This window comes from Isoptericola sp. Y541 (assembly GCF_059445465.1).
In genome coordinates, this window is sequence record NZ_JCAIUJ010000006.1 from 58,265 (window position 1) to 76,921 (window position 18,657).

The 18,657-nt window shown below is 73.9% G+C and carries 20 protein-coding genes; 9 read left to right on the forward strand and 11 right to left on the reverse strand.

Annotation, left to right across the window (positions count from 1 at the left end):
* Positions 1-105: 105 nt before the first annotated feature.
* On the reverse strand, positions 106-1,149 hold the full coding sequence (locus AC1C2V_RS13880) for an alcohol dehydrogenase catalytic domain-containing protein (RefSeq protein ID WP_495390210.1): 1,044 nt from the start codon (positions 1,147-1,149) through the stop codon (positions 106-108).
* 155 nt (positions 1,150-1,304) lie between these two features.
* Here AC1C2V_RS13880 and AC1C2V_RS13885 point away from each other — a divergent pair, with 155 nt between their 5' ends.
* Entirely contained in the window at positions 1,305-3,617 is a 2,313-nt protein-coding gene (locus AC1C2V_RS13885) for a M28 family peptidase (RefSeq protein ID WP_495390211.1), read from the forward strand.
* Between the two features lie 297 nt (positions 3,618-3,914).
* On the opposite strand, the gene AC1C2V_RS13890 is transcribed toward AC1C2V_RS13885, so the two are convergent.
* Genes AC1C2V_RS13890 through AC1C2V_RS13905 form a run of 4 tightly spaced genes read right to left on the reverse strand, consistent with a single transcriptional unit; the run spans position 3,915 to position 5,315 of the window.
* Positions 3,915-4,292: a type II toxin-antitoxin system VapC family toxin gene (locus AC1C2V_RS13890; RefSeq protein WP_495390212.1), complete on the reverse strand. Its 378-nt coding sequence runs from the start codon at positions 4,290-4,292 to the stop codon at positions 3,915-3,917.
* A 17-nt stretch (positions 4,293-4,309) separates the two neighbouring features.
* Complete coding sequence (locus AC1C2V_RS13895) at positions 4,310-4,558, reverse strand: AbrB/MazE/SpoVT family DNA-binding domain-containing protein (protein WP_495390213.1); 249 nt, start codon at positions 4,556-4,558, stop codon at positions 4,310-4,312.
* A gap of 32 nt (positions 4,559-4,590) precedes the next feature.
* Positions 4,591-4,998, reverse strand: coding sequence for an MmcQ/YjbR family DNA-binding protein (locus AC1C2V_RS13900; protein ID WP_495390214.1), 408 nt, complete (start codon positions 4,996-4,998; stop codon positions 4,591-4,593).
* Between the two features lie 56 nt (positions 4,999-5,054).
* Positions 5,055-5,315 carry a PNPOx family protein gene (locus AC1C2V_RS13905; RefSeq protein ID WP_495390215.1) on the reverse strand — a complete coding sequence of 87 codons (261 nt, stop codon included), beginning with the start codon at positions 5,313-5,315 and terminating at the stop codon, positions 5,055-5,057.
* 80 nt (positions 5,316-5,395) lie between these two features.
* On the opposite strand from AC1C2V_RS13905, the gene AC1C2V_RS13910 reads away from it, so the two are divergent.
* Positions 5,396-5,752, forward strand: a complete 357-nt coding sequence (locus AC1C2V_RS13910) for a YybH family protein (RefSeq protein ID WP_495390216.1) — start codon at positions 5,396-5,398, stop codon at positions 5,750-5,752.
* Positions 5,753-5,773: 21 nt separating this feature from the next.
* Here the strand turns inward: AC1C2V_RS13910 and AC1C2V_RS13915 are convergent, their stop codons facing one another.
* From AC1C2V_RS13915 to AC1C2V_RS13925, 3 genes are read right to left on the reverse strand one after another with little or no spacing between them, the layout of a single operon-like run.
* Entirely contained in the window at positions 5,774-6,622 is an 849-nt protein-coding gene (locus tag AC1C2V_RS13915) for a hypothetical protein (RefSeq protein WP_495390217.1), read from the reverse strand.
* A gap of 56 nt (positions 6,623-6,678) precedes the next feature.
* On the reverse strand, positions 6,679-7,440 hold the full coding sequence (locus AC1C2V_RS13920) for a sulfite exporter TauE/SafE family protein (protein ID WP_495390218.1): 762 nt from the start codon (positions 7,438-7,440) through the stop codon (positions 6,679-6,681).
* 7 nt (positions 7,441-7,447) lie between these two features.
* On the reverse strand, positions 7,448-8,182 hold the full coding sequence (locus AC1C2V_RS13925) for a FadR/GntR family transcriptional regulator (RefSeq protein WP_495390219.1): 735 nt from the start codon (positions 8,180-8,182) through the stop codon (positions 7,448-7,450).
* Positions 8,183-8,297: 115 nt separating this feature from the next.
* Between AC1C2V_RS13925 and AC1C2V_RS13930 the strand changes: the two genes are divergently transcribed.
* From AC1C2V_RS13930 to AC1C2V_RS13940, 3 genes are read left to right on the forward strand one after another with little or no spacing between them, the layout of a single operon-like run.
* Complete coding sequence (locus tag AC1C2V_RS13930) at positions 8,298-9,617, forward strand: SLC13 family permease (protein WP_495390220.1); 1,320 nt, start codon at positions 8,298-8,300, stop codon at positions 9,615-9,617.
* A gap of 4 nt (positions 9,618-9,621) precedes the next feature.
* The gene (locus AC1C2V_RS13935) at positions 9,622-10,827 is read left to right on the forward strand and encodes a CaiB/BaiF CoA transferase family protein (RefSeq protein WP_495390221.1); all 1,206 of its coding nucleotides are present in this window, start codon (positions 9,622-9,624) and stop codon (positions 10,825-10,827) included.
* Positions 10,824-12,296 (forward strand): carboxyl transferase domain-containing protein, encoded by a 1,473-nt coding sequence (locus AC1C2V_RS13940; RefSeq protein ID WP_495390222.1) that lies wholly within the window; start codon positions 10,824-10,826, stop codon positions 12,294-12,296. The genes AC1C2V_RS13935 and AC1C2V_RS13940 overlap by 4 nt, the downstream gene beginning before the upstream one ends.
* Here AC1C2V_RS13940 and AC1C2V_RS13945 read toward each other — a convergent pair.
* Positions 12,230-12,760, reverse strand: a complete 531-nt coding sequence (locus AC1C2V_RS13945; RefSeq protein WP_495390223.1) for a DoxX family protein — start codon at positions 12,758-12,760, stop codon at positions 12,230-12,232. The two genes, AC1C2V_RS13940 and AC1C2V_RS13945, sit on opposite strands and share 67 nt — an antisense overlap.
* Positions 12,761-12,918: 158 nt before the next feature.
* Positions 12,919-13,488, reverse strand: a complete 570-nt coding sequence (locus tag AC1C2V_RS13950; RefSeq protein WP_495390224.1) for a TetR/AcrR family transcriptional regulator — start codon at positions 13,486-13,488, stop codon at positions 12,919-12,921.
* Between the two features lie 161 nt (positions 13,489-13,649).
* On the opposite strand from AC1C2V_RS13950, the gene AC1C2V_RS13955 reads away from it, so the two are divergent.
* From AC1C2V_RS13955 to AC1C2V_RS13970, 4 genes are read left to right on the forward strand one after another with little or no spacing between them, the layout of a single operon-like run.
* The gene (locus AC1C2V_RS13955) at positions 13,650-15,134 is read left to right on the forward strand and encodes a GntP family permease (RefSeq protein ID WP_495390225.1); all 1,485 of its coding nucleotides are present in this window, start codon (positions 13,650-13,652) and stop codon (positions 15,132-15,134) included.
* A 2-nt stretch (positions 15,135-15,136) separates the two neighbouring features.
* Complete coding sequence (locus AC1C2V_RS13960; protein ID WP_495390226.1) at positions 15,137-16,453, forward strand: four-carbon acid sugar kinase family protein; 1,317 nt, start codon at positions 15,137-15,139, stop codon at positions 16,451-16,453.
* A 24-nt stretch (positions 16,454-16,477) separates the two neighbouring features.
* Entirely contained in the window at positions 16,478-17,530 is a 1,053-nt protein-coding gene (gene pdxA / locus AC1C2V_RS13965; protein ID WP_495390227.1) for a 4-hydroxythreonine-4-phosphate dehydrogenase PdxA, read from the forward strand.
* Positions 17,527-18,303 carry a DeoR/GlpR family DNA-binding transcription regulator gene (locus tag AC1C2V_RS13970; protein ID WP_495390228.1) on the forward strand — a complete coding sequence of 259 codons (777 nt, stop codon included), beginning with the start codon at positions 17,527-17,529 and terminating at the stop codon, positions 18,301-18,303. The genes pdxA and AC1C2V_RS13970 overlap by 4 nt, the downstream gene beginning before the upstream one ends.
* On the opposite strand, the gene AC1C2V_RS13975 is transcribed toward AC1C2V_RS13970, so the two are convergent.
* Positions 18,230-18,637 (reverse strand): phosphoglycerate mutase family protein, encoded by a 408-nt coding sequence (locus AC1C2V_RS13975; protein WP_495390229.1) that lies wholly within the window; start codon positions 18,635-18,637, stop codon positions 18,230-18,232. The genes AC1C2V_RS13970 and AC1C2V_RS13975 overlap by 74 nt on opposite strands.
* Positions 18,638-18,657 lie beyond the last annotated feature (20 nt).

Sequence of the window (18,657 nt, forward strand, 5' to 3'; positions counted from 1 at the left end):
GTCAGTCGCGGCTCGGACTACTAGGAGGCTCGCTACGGGTCATGTGCGCGCACCTCCCACGACTCCTGCGGCGGGCTGCCGCTGCTTCTCAGGCCGAGGGACAGTCTAGCGTCGCGGGTCGACGACGAGCATCCCCGCGCGGGGTGATGTGGCCAACCCCGGCAGGAGCCCCGCGCCCTCCTCGAGCCCGACGACCCGCTCGACCAGGTCCTGGGGGCGGAGCCGCCCCGCCTCGACGAGCGCGAGCAGCTCCGGGTAGTCGGCGGTGGCCATGCCGTGGCTGCCCAGCACGTCGAGCTCCCAGCCGATCACCCGGGACATCGGCACGCGGGGGTGCCCCTCGACCGGCGGCAGGAGGCCCACCTGCACGTGCCGGCCCCGGCGCCGCAGGGTCCCGATCGCGTCCGCGCAGGTGTTCTCGCTGCCGACGGCGTCGATGCTGACGTGCGACCCGCCGGTCAGCTCCTGCACGGCGGCGGGCACGTCGACGTCTTCCGCGGCGAGGACGGTGTGCTCGGCGCCGACGCGACGGGCGGCATCGAGCGCGCCCTCGTGCCGGTCGACGGCCACGACCCGGGCGCCGAGGGCGCTCGCGACCATGACGGCGCTGAGCCCGACGCCGCCCGCCCCGACCACGGTGACCCACTCGCCTGGGCGTACCCGGGCGCGCCCCGCGACCGCGCGGTACGCCGTCGCGAACCGGCAGCCGAGGCTCGCGGCCGTGGCGTCGTCGACGTCGTCGGGCAGGGCCACGAGGTTGGCGTCGGCGGCGTGCAGCACGACCAGCTCGGCGAACGAGCCCGCGTGCGTGAACCCGGGCTGCGTCTGGTCCGGGCAGACCTGGGACTGCCCCGAGCGGCACCACTCGCAGTGGCCGCAGCCGCACACGAACGGCGAGGTGACGCGGTCCCCGACGCGCCAGCGCCCGACGCCGTCGCCCACGGCGGCGACGACGCCCGCGAGCTCGTGGCCGGGGATGTGGGGGAGCGTGGTGATGTCCGTGTCGTGCCCCGCCCATGCGTGCCAGTCGCTGAGGCACAGCCCGCTCGCGTGCACGCGCACGACGACGCCACCCGGCGGCGCGGACGGCTCGGGCACGTCGCGGACCGAGACCGGGCCGCGGAACTGGTCGAACGTCATCGCGCGCACGCGACGATCCAACCACCTCGCGCCGACCGCAGGGTGGGCGGTCGTGCGGACGGAGCGGACCGGCCCGCACTCCCGCCGGCTGAACGTCGAGCGACCGTGGGCCTGACCCAAGTCACGATTGGGCCACGGCGACCTGGCGCGGCTAGCGTGCGCGCGTGACCCAGACCCGGTCGCGGGCGACGACGCTCGCGTGCACGCTGTTCCTCCTCGTCCTCGCCGCGCTCGCCGTGTGGTCGGTGCTGCCCCCGTCCCCGCGGGCGGCGGACGCGCCCGCCGACGAGTTCAGCGCCGAGCGCGCCTTCGCGACGGTCGAGGCGATCAGCACCGACGTGCACCCGCACGGCACGGCCGCCGCGGCGGAGGTCCGTGACCTGATCGTGGGCGACCTCGAGGACCTCGGGCTCGCCCCGGAGGTGACCGACGGCGTGGGGATGTCCGGGCGGCTGGGCGACCAGTCGCGGGTGGCCGCGGTGCGCAACGTCGTCGCGACGATCCCCGGCACGGCGTCCACCGGCCCGGTGTTCCTCGTCGCCCACTACGACTCGGCCGAGGTGTCGCACGGCGCCAACGACGATGGCGCCGGCGTCGCGACCCTCCTCGAGACGGCGCGCGCGCTGGCCGAGGGGCCGGCGCTGCGGGGCGACGTCGTGCTCGTGTTCACCGACGCGGAGGAGGCGTGCCTGTGCGGCGCCGAGGCGTTCGCGCACGCCGACCCGCGCGCGGCGGACGGCGGGGTGGTGCTGAACTTCGAGGCCCGTGGTTCGTCCGGCCCGGCGATCATGTTCGAGACGTCCGACGGCAACGCCGCGCTCGTGGACGCGTACGCGCAGGTGCCGTACCCGGTGGGCAGCTCGCTCGCCGTCGAGGTGTACCGGATCCTGCCGAACGACACCGACTTCTCGCCGTTCCTCGACGATCCGGACGGCCGGTTCACCGGCCTCAACTCCGCCTACCTCGACGGCTCCGCGATATACCACGCGCCCCAGGACACGCCGGACCGCATGTCGCACGCCAGCCTGCAGCACCACGGTTCGAACGCCCTCGCCCTCGTCCGGACGCTCGGCGACGCGGACGCGGACGCGGACGCGGGGGCGCTCGCCGAGCCGTCTGCGAACGACGCGACGTACTTTCCCCTGCCCGGCAGCGTGCTCGTCCGGTACCCGGGCTGGCTGGTGTGGCCGCTCGCGATCGCGGCGGTGCTCGCCGTCGGCGCGCTCGCGGTCGTCCTGGCGCGCCGCCGGAAGGTGCTCGGCGATCGGACGTCGGCCGGCCGGCTCGCGCTCGGTTTTGTCTCGGCGCTGATCCCCCTGGTGGGGGCCGTGCTCGGCTCGATGGCGCTGTGGTGGCTGATGGTCACGGTGCGCCCCGGCTACGACGAGATGCTCGACCCGTGGCGGCCCTGGGGCTTCCGGGTCGCGCTGCTCGGCGTCGTCGCCCTGGTCCTGACGGGCTGGTTCGTGGGGCTGCGACGCCGGCTGGGCGCGGCGGCCCTCGCCGTCGGAGCGCTCGGCTGGCTCGCCGTGGGTGGCGTGGTGCTCGCGGCGGCGGCGCCCGGCGGCTCCTACCTGGCGGCGCTGCCGGCGCTCGGGGGCGCGGTGGCGGGGATCGTCGCGACCACCGCGGCCCGCGGAGCCGTGGGCCGGCGCGTGGCCGTGACGCTCGGCGCCGCGGCCGGGGTTCTGGTCCTCGTGCCGATCGTGCTGCTGTTCTTCCCCGCGCTGGGTCTGGCGACGGGAGCCGCGCCCGCGGCCGTCGCCGCGCTGCTCGGCCTGGCTCTGGTGCCCGTGCTCGCGGTGCTGCTGCCGCGCCGGCGGGCCGGCGGGTGGCTCGTCGGCACCTGCGGGGCGCTCACCGTCGTGGCCCTGGTCGCAGGCTTCGTCGTCGACCGGTTCGACGCCGAGCACCCCGAGCCGACGGCGCTCGCCTATTACCTCGATGCCGACAGCGGCGAGGCGCACTGGCTCTCCGACGAGGGCACGCCCAGCGGGTGGACGGGGAAGTTCGTGGACGAGCGGTCGACGGACTTCCCGATCCTTGCCGACGAGGTCTGGGCGGGCGACGCCGAGGCTGCGGACCTGAACCCCGCCGTCGTCGACCTGACCGGCGACGAGACCGTGGGCGAGGAGCGAACCATGTCGTTCACCGTGCGGCCCGGCGGGCAGGTCGGCACCAGCGACGCGCTGCGGTACGTCGAGCTCGACGCCGAGGGCGTGGTGTCGGCCTCCCTCGCGGGCCGCGAGGTGCCCGTGTCGGACGGCGTCCTCGACGCGCGGTTCTACGCGCCGACGGAGCTGGGCGTCGAGGTCGTGGTGACCGTCCCGGCGGGCCAGGACCTGGCGCTGCGGCTCACCGAGGCCGGCGGCGGCCTGGAAGGACTGCCCGGCTTCGTCGAGCGCCCGGAGGGCGTCGCCGCGGCGGGCTCGCACACGTCCGAGCTGGTGCTGGTCGGCGCGTCGGTCACGCTCTGAGGGACGAAGAGGCCGGAATGAGCCGGCGAATGACTGCAGCCCCGGACGGTTCTGGACCGCATCCTTCCGTGGGTCATGTTCATCGTGATCGCCGAGGCGGCGGGGACGCACCGCCAGGAGCATCAACGGTTCGGCGTCCTGGAACCGGGCGACGAGTGTCCAGTGATCGGACTGGGGATCGATCGCTGACATGGCGCCGAAGTAGAAGCTGAGCCACCGACCACCGGCATGGCAGATCAGACGTCGGTCGGACAGGATCAGGCGCGCGACCTGATGCTCGAGGCGCCTGCCGACCCGCTAGGTGGTGAGCAGCAGCTGCATCCCCGCGCTCCGCGCTGCTCGGCGGTCGAACGTCATGACGGCACTGCAACCCGCTTCGGCCGCGGCTCGGGCAATCAGGGCATCGGCGAAGTCGGCGCCTTCGACCGTTCCGCGGACGGCAGCGCGGACGGTGTCCGATCGCTCGACCCGCAACTCCTGCGAGGCCAGGAGAGCCTCCACGAACTCCCGACGCCGGTCGACGGGAACGTCGTAGGCGCGCCCGAGGACCCACCAGCACTCGACCAGCACGATGAGCGGGACGAGCCCGGGTTCGTCGGTGGTGAAACCGTCGATCAGGTCGTCGGCGAGCGCAGTCTGTTCGGCGTCATCCCGGACGACGTACCGGACGAGCACGTTGGTGTCGATACCGATCACCGGTTGCCCTCCCCGACGGACTCGGTGATCGCGCTGTCCATCTCCTCGATGCTCACGGCATGCTCGGGCGGCGTGCCGAAAAAGCCTTTGAGCGAGGCGACGGGCCGCGTGGCGGGAACCAGCTCATAGTTGCCGTCGGGCAGCTCGACGAAGTCCACCCGATCGCCGGCACTCAGGCCGAGCGAGTTCCGCACGGAGGCGGGAATGGTGATCTGTCCCTTGGACGTCACGGTCGCTGTTGCCATGGGTCCACCTTACCGGCCTGAGGATTCCTTACTCAAGGGTAAGGTGCTGGCGGTCTGTGCCGAGGGGCAGCAGGTGAAGCGGGCCGGGCGACCGCGTCGGCCAGCCGCCTCGGCGCCTGGATGCAGTAGGAGTCGGTGAGCAGCTCGGCGAGCTCTTCCCAGTCGGTGCCGTCGTCTAGCAGGACACCGACGACGTTGCTGCCCCAGCCGGCGCGGAAGTACGGCGGGCCGAGGTGCTCGAAGGCCCGCACCTCCTCGGGCTCCGCCCGGAACGTGACGCGGATGCGCTGGTCCTCGCCGCCGAAGACGTGTGCCACGGTGGCGCCGCGGACCCGCCACCGGACGCCTGTCCAGGCATCCTCCTCGGCGCACTCCGGGAAGCCGAGCAGGCCGCGGAGCCGCTCGACGTGCTCGGGTGGGACGTCGGGTCGGTCGGGCATGGTGCGAATCTGTCACGCCCCACCGACACGACGGCGCGCCCGGGAGCCGACCGCCGCTACCGCACGTCCCGGGCGTTCGGCTGCCAGACGTCGCCCTCCAGCCCGAAGGAGATGATGCGGCCCGGGTGGATGCGGATGATCTCCCGGCTGAAGCCGGCCCTGGGCGCGTGCCCACCGATGTCGATCGTGCCCGCGTCCGGGTCGAGGAAGAACCCGACCGGGGCGTTCTGCAGGCCCCCGTCGGGGCGCCGCGTCGCGAGGCGTCCCAGGTGCTGACCCCACAGGTACTCGAGCTCGGCGTCCGTAAAGATGTCCATACAGGCCAGCGTGCGACCTGAACCCTGGTTCAGGTCAGTCAACCGTAGACGGACGTCTGGGCTGGTGGCACGATCGCGGCATGGTGAACAGTGAGCACGGTCCGGCCCTCGAACCGAACGACCTCGGGCGGATGTTCGTCGAGCGGGTGAACGCGGGCGACCTCGACGGCCTCGTCGCCCTGTACGAGCCCGACGCCGTCTTCGCCTTCCCGCCCGGGGAGCAGCAGGTAGGCCGGGAGGCGATCCGGGCGGTACTCGCGCCCGTCCTCGCCGACCGGCCGCAGCTCGGCCCCGGCGTGCCGGCGCCCGCGCTGGTCCAGGGCGACCTGGCGCTGACCTCCACCCGGCTGGACACGGGCGCCGTGACGGCCGAGGTCGCCCGTCGTCAGGCCGACGGGACCTGGCTGTGGGTGCTGGACCAGCCCGCCATCGCCTGACGGTCCCCGCGATCCTCACAGTCAGCCCAGGCGCGCGCTGATCACGAGCTCCTCGCCGACGTCGAGCCGCACGTCCACGAGCCGCACGCCGGGCGGCAGGGCGGCAGCGAGGTCGATGCGCTGGTGGGCGGCGGCCTCGACGCGCCCGCGGACGGCGCCGAGCATGGCGGCGACCAGGGGGTTGCCGCTGGAGATCCGCACGTCCCCGACGGTGAGCACCATCGCGGCGTCGACCGACGCGGAGGCCGTGGCGGACACTCCGGCGGACAGGAAGCCCTTGCGGATCTTCGCCTCGATCCGCAGGCCCGCGGCCCGCGGGCCGTGCGAGTGGATCTGCACGTCGAGGTCGCTCAGCGTGATGCCCTGCGACTGCAGCGACACCGCGAGCATGCCGTGCACGGTCGCGACCAGGCCCGCGCGCGAGACGGCGACGCGGGCGTGGCCGGCGACCGGGTGCGCGTCGTCTGGCTCCACCAGCTCGACGCCGACCTGCCCGTCAGAGCCCTCCACCCAGGCGAACCGCAGGCCCTCGGCCTCGGCGGTCACGTCCGCGGGCAGGTCGACGGCGGTGAGGGGGTGCGCGTCGACGCGCACGCGGCGCACCGTGCCGGGCTCGCGAGCGGTCACGGCCGGCGGGGTCCACGAGGCGCCGGCGCTCTGGTGGCCCGCGCCGAAGGCCATGCCCGTGAGGTCCAGCTCCAGCGACGCGACGTCCGCGCCGTCGAGGTCCGCCGCCACCCGCGCCCGGTCGAGGCCGACGACGCCGGGCCCGGCGGTCCGCTGGGCGAGGTCCCGGAGCCGTGTGACGAGGTCCGCGCCGTCGGCGGGGCGCGGGGCAGGGCCGAGCGACAGGAGCTGCGCAGAGGTCATGGCGGGAGCCTAGCTGGCACGACGCGGGTGCCAGTCGGAGACCAGCAGGCCGACGGTCAGAGCAGCATGACCGCGGCGGTGACGACGCCGGCGATCACGACGAGCACGCGGAAGAGCGTGGGCGGCAGCCGCCGCCCCACCCGCGCGCCGACGTACCCGCCGACGACCGAGCCGGAGGCGAGCAGCAGTATCGCCGTCCATTGGAGGTCGGCCACGACGAGGAAGATCACCGTGGCGACGAGGTTTGACGACATGACCGCGAGCGTCTTCAGGGCGTTGACGAACCGCAGCTCGAGGTCGGTGCCGAGGCCGAGGACAGCGACCATCATCACGCCGGACCCCGCGCCGAAGTAGCCGCCGTAGACGCCGGTCAGCGTGGAGAACACGGACGTGACCGCGGACATCCGATGCCGGGGACCCTCCGCGCCCTTGCGGCGACGGGCGAGCCACCGGGAGATCGTGGGCTGCGCGCCCACCAGGAGGCAGGTGAACAGGATCAGCCACGGCACGACGCCCTCGAAGACGGCCGGTGGGAGCGCGAGGAGCAGGACGGCGCCGCCTACTGCGCCGACGGCGCAGGTGACGATGACGGTGGCCGCGATGCGCGGATGGGCGCGGAGCTCGGCGCGGTAGCCGAACGAGCCGGAGACGCCCGCCGGCAGGAGGCCCACGGTGTTCGACGCGTTCGCGACGACCGGCGGGAGGCCGACGGCCAGCAGCACGGGGAAGCTCAGGAGCGAGGCGACCCCGACGGTCGAGGTCAGCACCCCGGCCCCCAGCCCGGCGGCCAGCACGGCGAGGTGCTCCAGGCCGCTCACGTGCCGCTCACCGCTCGGGCTCGTCGGTGAGCTCGTCGGTGGGCTGGTCGGCGAGCATCGCGACGTCGGAGACCAGCTCGACGTGCGCGTGCATGGCCTGGGCCGCGCCGGCGGGGTCGCCGGTCCGGATCGCGTCGGCGATGACGCGGTGCCCGGCGAGGGAGTTGCGAGGACGCCCGGGCTGCGAGAGGGACTCGATCCGGGTCTCGCGGATGAGCTCGCCGATCTCGCCCATGAGTCGCGAGAGGAGTGGGGAGTGCGCGGCCGCCGTCACCGCGGCGTGGAACTCCTCGTCGCCGTCGACGCCCCGGTCACCGTCCTCGATGGCGTGGGCCATCGCGTCCAGGGCCGTGTCGATGCGCCGCAGGTCCTCCTCGGTGTGTCGCTGTGCGGCGAGCGCCGCGATCTTCGTCTCCAGGGCGTCGCGGGTGTCGATCACCTCGGGGAGCCGGTCGGCGTGGGCGCGTACGGCGTCGACGACGCGGTCGGTGGTGACGCCCGTGACGACCGTGCCGTCGCCGTGCCGGACGGCGACGGCGCCCACGACCTCGAGGGCGACGAGCGCCTGGGCGAGGGTCGCGCGGGAGACGCCGAGCTGGGTCGCGAGCTCGCGCTCGGGCGGCAGCTTGTCGCCGGCGGCGAGGCCGTTGGTGCGGATCCATGTCGTGATCTGCTCCGCGACCTGTTCGTAGAGGCGGGTGCGGGGCGGGCGCGGAGGGAACGGCGGCGACGACGGTGGCACGCTCCGAGCCTACTTGACAGGAGACCGAGCTGGCCTATTGGCTAGGCCACTGGTCCACGGGTGTGATGTCGGTCATAGGCGACCGGCGGCCGGTGGCGAAGGGGTTGAGACTGAGATGGGACCAGAACTGGTGGCGATCGTCGCCCTGGTGGCGTTGTTCGTCGTGGGCACGCTGCTACCGATCAACATGGGCGCGCTGGCGTACGTGGCCGCGTGGTTCGTCGGCATGTACGCGCTCGGCATGGACGAGAAGGAGATCCTCGGCGGGATCAGCGGTGATCTCGTCCTGACGCTCATCGGCGTCACCTACCTCTTCGCGATCGCGAAGAACAACGGCACGGTGGACCTCATCGTCCGCAAGTCCGTCCAGGCGGTCGGTGGTCGAGTGGCCCTGATCCCGTGGGTGATGTTCGCGGTCACCGCGGTGCTCACGGCGATCGGCGCCGCCAGCCCGGCGGCCTGCGCGATCATCGGGCCGGTCGCCCTCGGCTTCGCCGGCCGCTACAAGATCAATGCGCTGATGATGGGCATGTTCGTGGTGCACGGCGCGCAGGCAGGCGGCTTCTCCCCGATCAGCATCTACGGCACGATCACCAACTCCGTGATGCGCGACGCCGGCTACGGCAACACCGAGGTGACCGTCTTCGTCTCCAGCCTTCTCGTCAACCTGGCACTGGCTGTCGTCCTCTTCCTCGCGCTCGGCGGCCGGCGCCTCATGAGCCAGCGCGTCGACCCTCTGGACACGGGCGAGGTGACGGAGTCGCTGCACACCGGTGGAGCGGCCGTCTCCGGACGCGGCCTCGGCGCGACCATCCCGACGATGACCCGCGGCGTGGGCGTCCGCCGGGACCAGGCGATCACGCTCGTCGCGTTCGCGGCCGTGGCGGTCGTGGCGCTCGCCTTCGACCAGAACATCGGGTTCACCGCGATCACCGCCGCCGTGCTGCTGGCGATCCTGTCGCCCAAGGAGCACAAGGACGCCGTGCGGCAGATCGCCTGGCCGACCGTGCTGCTCGTCGCCGGCGTCACGACGTACGCCACGATCCTCACCGAGGCCGGCTCGCCGGAGTACGTCGGCACCTGGGCCGCCGGGTTGGGGGTCGTGGCGATCGGCGCCCTTGTCCTCTGCTACGTCGGCGGCGTCGTCTCGGCCTTCGCGTCCTCGACCGCGCTGCTGCCCGTCCTCATCCCGATCGCCCTGCCGCTGGTCGCCACGGGGAACCTCAGCCCCGCGTTCCTCGCCGCTGCGCTCGCCGTCTCCTCGACCATCGTCGACGTCAGCCCGTTCTCCACGAACGGCGCCCTGATGGTGGCGAACCGGCCGGACACCATCGGCGAGCAGACCTTCTACAAGCAGGTGCTCACGTACGCGGTGATCGTGACGCTCGTCGGCCCGTTGCTCGTGTGGGCCGCCCTCGTCCTGCCGGGGTGGTGATCCGGTGACCGCATCGACCTCTGACCCGACCTCCGGGACCACCGGCCCCCTGGACGACGTCCTCGTCGTCGACCTCTCGCGTGCCCTCGCCGGTCCGCACGCCACGATGATGCTCGGCGACCTCGGCGCCCGGGTCATCAAGGTGGAGGCGCCGGGACACGGCGACGACACCCGCGGCTGGGGCCCGCCCTTCGTCGGCGAGGGCGACGGCGTGCAGTCGACGTACTTCCTGTCCGCGAACCGGAACAAGGAGTCGATCACCCTCGACCTCAAGGCCGAGGTCGACGTCCGGACCCTCCTCGAGCTCGTCGACCGGGCGGACGTGCTCGTGGAGAACTTCCGCCCCGGCGTGCTCGACCGCCTCGGGCTCGGCCTCGAGTCGATGCAGGCCCGCAACCCCCGGCTCGTCGTCCTGTCGATCACCGGCTTCGGCCACGACGGGCCCGAGGGCGGACGCGCCGGCTACGACCAGATCGCCCAGGGCGAGGCCGGGCTGATGTCGCTCACCGGCTCCGGCCCCGACGACCCGCAACGGGTGGGCGTGCCGATCGGCGACCTGCTCGCGGGGATGTACGGCGCCTACGGCGTGCTGGCCGCCCTGCACGAGCGGGAGCGCACGGGGGCGGGACAGGTCGTGCGCACGTCGCTGCTGGCCGCGGCCGTCGGGGTGCACGCGTTCCAGGGGACGCGGTGGACCGTGGCCGGGGAGGTCGGCCGCGCGCAGGGCAACCACCACCCGTCCATCGCCCCGTACGGCCTCTTCCGGTGCCGGGACTCCGCGGTGCAGATCGCCGTCGGCTCCGAGAGCCTGTGGCGGCGGTTCTGCGCCGAGTTCGGGCTCGACCCCGACGCGCCGGGGAGGGGCAGCAACGGAGAGCGGGTCGCCCACCGCGACGACGTCGTCGAGGCGGTGGAGAAGGTGTTCGCCGACCTGGACGCCGAGCCCCTGCTCGCCCGGCTCGAGGGCGCCGGGATCCCGGCCGGGCGGGTCCGGTCCCTCGACGAGGTCTACGACTGGGGCCAGACGGCGAGCCAGGGGCTGCTGGTCGACGTCGAGCACCCGACCCTGGGCACGATCACGCTCCCGGGGCCTCCGCTGCGCTTCTTCGGCGCCGACGGCTCCGAGAGCACCCGCCGCGACCACGCCGCCCCGCCCACCCTCGACGAGGACGGCGACGCGATCCGCCGCTGGCTGGGCGAGCAGACGTGAGCCGGCCGGTGCGCCGGGGCGCGCACGAGATCCTCGGCCTCGTCCTCGACGCGGGCTCCTTCGAGTCGTGGGACGAGCCGATCGACGTGGCGGGCCACGAGGAGGCGTACCGGGAGGCGTTGCGCTCGGCCGCGGCCGATGCCGGGACCGACGAGGCGGTGATCACCGGGCGCGGCCTCGTCCGCGGGCGGCCGGTGGTCGTCGTGGCGAACGAGTTCCGCTTCCTGGGCGGCTCGATCGGGGTGGCCGCGGCCCGGCGCATCGCGGCGGCCGTGCGGCGCGCGACCCGGCTGGGTCTGCCCCTGCTGGCCACCACGGCGTCGGGCGGGACGCGGATGCAGGAGGGCACCCCGGCGTTCCTGCAGATGATCGAGATCGGCCGTGCCGTGATGGCGCACCGGGCGGCCGGGCTGCCGTACCTCGTGTACCTACGCCACCCCACCACCGGCGGGGCGTTCGCGTCGTGGGGCTCGCTGGCGCACCTCACCGTGGCCGAGCCGGGCGCCCTGGTCGGCTTCCTCGGGCCCAAGGTCATCGAGGCGCTCACGGGCCGGGCGCTGCCCGAGGGGGTCCAGCGGTCGGAGAACCTCGCGGCGAAAGGTGTCATCGACGGGGTCGTGTCCCCGGAGAACCTGTCCGGCCTGCTGGACCGGGCGCTCGCGGTGCTCGTCGACCCGCCGGTGCCGCCCCGTCTCCCGCGTCGCGAGGGCGAGGTGGCGGCCGGCGGCTCTGCGTGGGCCTCGATCCTCCGCACCCGCGAGGAGGGCCGTGCGGGCGTGCGCGACCTGCTGCGCTACGGGGCGACCGGGACGGTGCGGCTCAGCGGCACCGACGAGGGAGAACGGGACGAGTCGATGCTCGTGGCCCTGACCAGGATCGACGGCCGGCCGTGCGTCGTGCTCGGGCAGGACCGCAGCCGGCAGAGCGCGACGTCGCCCATGGGGCCGGCCGCCCTGCGGGTGGCGCGCCGGGCGATGCTGCTCGCCGAGGAGCTGCGGCTCCCGCTCGTGGCCGTGGTCGACACGCCGGGTGCCGAGCTGTCCCAGGAGGCCGAGGAGGGGGCGATCGCCGGGGAGATCGCGCGGTGCATGGCGCTCCTGACCGGGCTGACCGTGCCGACGCTCTCGGTGATCCTGGGCCAGGGCTGCGGCGGTGGCGCGCTCGCCCTGCTGCCGGCCAGACGCGTGATCGCCACGGAGCACGCCTGGCTCGCGCCGCTGCCGCCCGAGGGCGCGAGCGTCATCGTGCACGGCGACGTGTCGCACGCGGCCGAGATGGCCGAGGCGCAGCACGTGCGCGCGGCGGACCTGCGCGCCGAAGGGGCCGTGCAGCACGTCGTGCCGGAGCGGGATGACGACGGCCCGCGCGAGCTCGCCGTCGCCGTCGCCGCCGAGTGCGCGCGTCAGCTGCGGGAGCTGACGGACGAGTCGACGGGCAGACCGGCGGGCAGACCGACGGGCGCAGCCTGACCCGGCGCCGCGCGCAAGAAGCGGCCCCGCAGCCCACCGACGGCGAGGGTCGTCGTCGCGGCGAGGAAGACGAGCTGCATGAGCGTGCGCGGCAGCAGGTGGTCCCACCAGGACAGGTCGGCGCCCGTCAGGGCGAGGTGCGCGTTGGCGGGGAACATCGCGAGGAGGAGCAGGGACAGGCCCGCGGCGGCGTACGGCCAGAGCCGGGGGGAGGCCATCGCGACCGCGGCGGCGAGCTCCAGGACGCCCGTCACGGTGACGATCAGGTCGGGGGCCGGAAGCCAGGCCGGCACCATCGCGACGAGCTCGGCGCGCATGCCGACGAAGTGCGCGACGCCGGTCATGACGAACATGACGCCGACGCCGCCGCGCAGCGCGGTCGGCCAGCCGCCGAGGGCGGGCCACCGGCGTCCCGCGACGAGGAGGGCGGCGGTGACGAGGACGAGGGCGATCAGCGGTTCCATGACGCTCCGATCTTGACGATGGCAAGTTCATGATCTCAGACGAACTTGACGTTGACAAGATTCGTTTCCTCAGCCGATGTGTCTGTCGGCTGAGTCTGCGGTTCCGTTCCGGGCGAGTACCTCGTTCCTCGGTCCTCACCCTGCGCTGCACCTCCGCCTCAGCCGAAGTGCTGCTGCAGCATCGGGCGCGCGGCATCGGTCGCCGACTCGCCGTCGTGCGTCATGGCCCCGGCGTTCCAGAGCGTCGCGAAGCCGTGGGCGAACGACCAGGCTGCGCGCGCCGCGACCAGGTCGCCGCCGGGGCGCGCCGCCGCGGGGAGCGCCGTGACGCCGGCGAGCAGCGCGTCCCACGCGGCCTGCTGCGCGGCGCGCAGGCCGGCGTCCTCCGTGTCGAGCAGGTCGGGGCGGAACATCACCGCGAAGTCCGCCCGGCGCGTGGTCGCCACCTCGACGTACGCGAGCCCGAGGTCGACCATCGCGCCCGGGGAGGCCTCGGCCAGCCGGGCGGCCAGCGCCGCGAACCCGTCGGTGGCGAGCGCCGTCATCAGGCCGCGCTTGTCCCCGAAGTGGTGCGTGGGCGCCGCGTGGGACACCCCGACGCGGCGGGCCAGGTCGCGCAGGCTCACCGCGGCCGGGCCGCCCTCGTCGATGGCGGCCCGCGCCGCATCGAGCAGCGCGCCCCGCAGGTTGCCGTGGTGGTAGGGCCGTGCGCCGGTCTCAACGTTCACGGCTCCATCCTGCCTGCAGGGCGCAGGGACGTCCTCGCGGGTAGCTCTGCGCAGACTCCGCATGTTCATGCTTGTCATGCGCAATAACCTTCGCCATACTCGCGGAGTCTGATCACGTGGAGTCGTCAACGCCGATGGCTCACGTCCAAGGAAGGACAACCGTGGATCCTCAGCTCCTGGTGGCCCTGCTGCTCGGCATCGCCACGATCATCGTCGTCGTGCTGCGGACGCGTCTGGACGCGTTCGTCGCCCTGATCCTCGCCTCGCTGGTCACCGGGATCGTCGCCGGCCAGCCCCTGCTGGAGACCGTCGACTCGATCACCACCGGGTTCGGCGACACCCTCGCCACGATCGGCATCGTCATCGGTCTCGGGGTCGGGATCGGCAAGATCCTCGAGGTCTCCGGCGCTGCCGACGCCCTCGCCCGCGCGTTCCTCAAGGCCTTCGGCAAGGGCCGCGAGGAGTGGGCCATGGGCAGTGTCGGCGCCCTGGTGTCGATCCCGGTGTTCTGCGACTCCGGCTACGTCATCATGAACCCCCTCGCCCGGTCCATCGCCCGCGTCAAGCGTGGCGGGTACGTCGCGCTCGCGCTCGCGCTGGGCTGCGGCATGACGCTCACACACCACATGGTGCCGCCCACGCCCGGTCCGCTCGGGGTCGCCGGCATCCTCAATGTCGACCTCGGCATGCTCATCGTCACCGGTCTCGCCTTCACGGTGATCCTGCTGCCGGTCGTCGTGCTCTACGCCAAGTGGGTCGGCCCGCAGCTGGAGGACAGGGTCATCCCGTCCGTGCGGGAGGCGGTGTATGGCCGGATTCCGGTCGCCACGTTCGCCGGGGGTGCGAGCGCCGGCACCGGCACGGGCGTCGACGACTATGACGGCCCGGCGCCGACCGACGACGACGCCGCGCCGGCGCACGACCTCGGCGAGCCGCCGGAGGGCGCAGGACCGCACCGCGTCGGTGCCGTCCTCGGCTCTCTTCCGCTGGTCGTCCCGCTGCTGCTCATCGTGCTCAACACGGTCACCGCGGCGATCGACCGCGACCAGCAGGGTGTGCTGCAGGGTGACTACACGCCGTCGTCGTGGGTGGTGCCGTTCGCCTTCCTCGGCAACCCCGTCGTGGCTCTCGTGATCGGGATGGCCCTCGCCGTCTACGTGCTGCTGCCGCGCTGGACCCCGCGTGGCAAGGTGCACACCTGGCTCGCTGACGCCGCATCCTCGGCCGGGCTCATCCTGCTCATCACCGGCGCGGGGGGCGGGTTCGGCCTGGTGCTGCGCGAGTCCGGGGTGGGTGACGCCCTGGCCGAGGCCATCGCGTCGATCAACCTCCCTGTGTTCCTCGTGCCGTTCCTCATCGCGACGCTCGTGCGCATCGCGCAGGGCTCGGGCACCGTCGCGATGATCACGGCTGCCTCCGTGACCGCACCGCTCGTCGAGCCGCTGGGCATCGACCCGCTGCTGGCCGCGATGGCGTGCACCGCCGGGTCCATGGTGTTCAGCTACTTCAACGACTCATACTTCTGGGTCGTCACACGGTTCACCGGTCTCGAGGGCACCGACGCGCTGCGGGCCTGGTCCGGCATCACCACCGCCGTGTGGGCAGGCTCTATCCCGCTCCTGTTCGTGCTCAGCCTGATCGTTTGACCGTGGCTGACATCCTCGTCGTCGCCGACGACCTTACGGGCGCCAACGCCGCCGCCGCCGGATTTGCCCGGGCTGGTCGGCGGTCCGTGACCGTCGGGCACGACGGACGGTGGGAGGCGATCGCGGAATTCCACAGCCGGTTCGACGTCGTCGTCGCGACCACGGACACCCGGCATGCGCGGCCCGAGGTCGCCGCCGACACGGTGGCCCGAGCCGTGCGAGCCGGGTGGCCGGTGCGGCTGCTCAGCTCGCGGATCGACACGACGCTGCGCGGCAACGTGGGGGTGGCCGCGGAGGCGCTGCTGCACACGGCGCGCGAGCTGGCCGGCCGGCGGGTCGTCGGGCTGTGCGTGCCGGCGCATCCGGACGCCGGGCGGTTCACCGTCGAGGGCACGCAGCTGCTCGACGGCGTCCGGTTGGAGGAGACCGAGCTCGCCCGGGACGTGCGGTCGCCGGTCACCACGTCGTCCGTGGCCGAGATTCTCGGCCGCGGCACGTCGCTGCGCACCGCCGGGGTGCCGCTGTCCGCCGTCACCGACGGCGAGGCCGGGCTGCGCGCGGCCGTGCGCGACGCCGTGGGCTCCGGGGCCGATGTCGTGCTGGGCGACGCCCTGACCAACGACCACCTGGCCCGGCTCGCCCGCGCGGCGGCGGCCGTCGCCGGCGAGGACCCCGACCTGCTGTGGGTGGGCATCGACCCCGGGCCGGGGTCCGTGGCGCTGGCCGAGGCCTTGCTCCCCAGTGCCGTCGGCGGTGCTCCGTTGCTCGCCGTCTGCGGGTCGGCGACCGCGCTCACCCGCACCCAGCTGCAGCGGCTGCTTGCCGAGCGTGACGTCGTCGTGGTGCGGCCGGAGGGCGGGTGCGTGCCCGACGTCGACGCCACGGCCGCGCGCCTGACCGACGCGCTCGCGTCGGCCTGTCCGGGCTCCGTCGTCCTGCTCGCCACCGTGCTCGAGCCCGCCGACGTCCAGCCACTGGCCGCGCAGCAGTCGGCCGACCTGCCGCGTGCGCTCGGTCGGGTGGTACGCCGCGCGCTCGAGTCGTGCGCCGTCGACGGCCTCTACACCACGGGCGGCGACATCACCACCGCCGTTCTGGCTGCACTCGGTGGGCGGGGCATCGCCGTCACCGACGAGGTGGTGCCGCTCGCCACCGCCGGTGAGATCGTGGGTGGGCCGTGGGACGGCCTGCCGATAGCCACCAAGGGCGGGCTCGTCGGGGCCGCCGACGCCGCGGTCGCGTGCCTGGACCACGTCGCTCGCGCGGCAGCGCAGCGCGCCCGGTGGGTGCGCGCCGCGATGCCGCGCGAGGAGATCTGAACGCCGAAGGAAGGACACCGCACCATGACTCGTCCCGTGCTCGCGCTCACCGTCGGGGATCCCGTCGGCATCGGACCGGAGATCACCCTCGCCACCCTCGCCGAGCACGCCGGCGACGTCGCCCACCACGGGATCGCTGTCGGTGACCTCGGGGCGCTCGAGCGGGCGCGCGGCGCGCTCGGGCTCGACGTCGAGCTGCGGGCTGTGAGCTCGTGGGACGCCGAGCCGGCGGGCGAGGGCGTCGTCGACGTCTTCGACATCGGGGTGCTCGGCACCGATCTGCCGGGCTGGGGAGAGGTCGACCCCCGGGCCGGGCGCGCTGCCGTCACCGCGATCGAGGTCGCCGCCCGCGCCGCGTTGGACGGGTCCGTGGCCGGGGTCGTGACCGGGCCGGTCAACAAGGAGGCCATCTGGGCCGCCGGCAGCGAGCACCTCGGCCACACCGAGATGCTCGGCGAGCTCACCGGTGTCACGAAGCAGGACACCATGTTCGTGGTGCGCAGCACGCACGTCCCCGGGCACCACCTGCGCATCTTCTTCGCCACCCGGCACCTGGCACTGCGCAAGGCGCTGGACGCGATCACGCGGGAGACCCAGCTCGACTCCATACGGCGCGCCGCCCGGGCGCTCGAGGTCTTCGGCGTGCCGGCGCCGCGGCTCGCCGTCGCGGCCATCAACCCGCACGGCGGGGAGAACGGGGCGTTCGGCGACGAGGAGATCGTGCACCTGGCTCCCGCCGTGGGCGACGCCCGCCGGGCCGGACTCGACGTCTCCGGGCCGATCCCCGCCGACTCGGTCTTCCATCACGGGCTGACAGGGCGCTACGACGGGATCCTGTCCCAGTACCACGACCAGGGACACGTCGCGGCGAAGACCTTCGACTTCGACGGCACGATCTCTGTGACCGTGGGCCTGCCGATCCTGCGCACGTCGGTCGACCACGGCACCGCGTTCGACATCGCCGGCAGCGGCACGGCCGAACCCGGGACGATGCGCTCGGCGTACCTCGCCGCGGTGGAGTACTCGCCGTTCGTGGACCGCATCCGCGCCGCCTACGTGCCGGGCTCGGGCGCATGAGCGAGGCTGAGCTGCGCCGCGGCACCCGGGAACGGCACGAGCAGCTGGTCACCCTGGTGCGCGGCGGCACCACGCGCGTGGAGGACCTCGCGGCGGGGCTCGGCATCTCCGAGTCGACGGTGCGGCGCGACCTGGCACACCTGGGGGCGCGCGGCCTGCTGACCCGCACCTACGGCGGCGCCACCGCCGAGGCTTCCTTCCACGAGCGGGCCCTGGCCGAGCGGATGCGGGTGAACCTGCCGGCGAAGGCCGCGATCGGGCGGCGCGCCGCGGAGCTCGTCCCCGACGAGGGCACGGTCTTCCTCGACGCGGGCTCGACGACGGCGCAGCTCGCCGAGCACCTGACCGGGCGCACCGGGCTGACGGTGCTGACCCGCGGGCTGGAGAACGCGCTGATGCTCGCCGGCGTGCCGGGCCTCGACGTCGTGGTGCTCGGCGGGTCCGTGACCACGAAGAGCCACGGTCTGGTGGGGCCGCTGACCACCCTCGGGCTCGAGCGGTTCATGGTCGACGTCGCGTTCCTGGCCGTCGACGCGCTCGACCCGGTCGATGGCGTGGGCGAGGTGACCGCGCTCGAGGCCCAGACCAAGGAGGTCGCGGCCCACCGTGCCCGGCGCACCGTCGTGCTGGCCGATGCGACCAAGCTCGAGCGTGGCGCGGTACCGGCGTGGGCGCCGCTGCCGGACGGTTGGACCTTGGTCACCGACGCTGCCGACGCCGAGGTGATCGGCCGGTACCGCGACGCCGGGGTCGAGGTGCTGGTCGCGGGGTGAGGCGCCCGCGCCGCCCGGACCCGCGCCGCCTCATCCTGCTGCGCGGGTCCGCAGGTGGGACGTCACGGCGAGCTCCACCAGAGTCCGGTTGCGCCGCGCCCACGACGTCGGCGGCCTCCGCCGCCCGGGCGAGGTCGGAGGTCGTGACGCGGACCGGTCGGGCGGGATCCTCGCGGCGCGCCAGCCGCCGCCCGAGCTCCGCGGCGACCCGGTCGGCGTCGGCCCGGCCCCGGGGCGTGAGCCGCGAGTCGTACCAGCCGCCGACCAGGTCGCGAGCCGTGTGCTCCGCGTGCGGGTGCGCGACGACGAAAAGGTGGCGGGTCATGCCCGCCATCCTGCCCGCCGGGACGGACG